The organism is Streptomyces sp. WAC 04229, from assembly GCF_003947455.1.
Taxonomy (GTDB): Bacteria; Actinomycetota; Actinomycetes; order Streptomycetales; family Streptomycetaceae; genus Streptomyces.
Genome location: NZ_QHJH01000441.1, coordinates 1 through 467, shown reverse-complemented (window position 1 = coordinate 467; position 467 = coordinate 1). Strand labels below are relative to the sequence as shown.

The window sequence follows — 467 nt, the reverse complement described above, 5'->3', positions numbered from 1 at the left end:
GGCCGGGTTCTGCTTGCGGATCTCGATCATGCGCCGGGTCCAGTGCAGCAGCGACGAGGGCGAGGCCATGGACGCCTCGACGTTCGTCACCTGGTAGCCGTAGACCGGGTCCATGATCGTCGGCAGGAACAGCCGCCCCGGGTCGGACGACGAGAAGCCCGCGTTGCGGTCCGGCGTCCACTGCATCGGGGTGCGCACCGCGTCGCGGTCGCCGAGCCAGATGTTGTCGCCCATGCCGATCTCGTCGCCGTAGTACAGGATCGGCGAGCCGGGCAGGGAGAGCAGCAGCGCGGTGAACAGCTCGATCTGGTTGCTGTCGTTGTCCAGCAGCGGGGCCAGGCGCCGCCGGATGCCGATGTTGGCGCGCATCCGCGGGTCCTTGGCGTACTCCGCGTACATGTAGTCGCGCTCTTCGTCGGTGACCATTTCCAGGGTCAGCTCGTCGTGGTTGCGCAGGAAGATGCCCC

Annotated in this window: 1 pseudogene; it reads right to left on the bottom strand. The window is 67.7% G+C overall.

Annotation, left to right across the window (positions count from 1 at the left end):
- A pseudogene (locus DMH12_RS38770) lies at positions 1 to 467 on the bottom strand (alpha-amylase family glycosyl hydrolase); the annotation flags it as partial.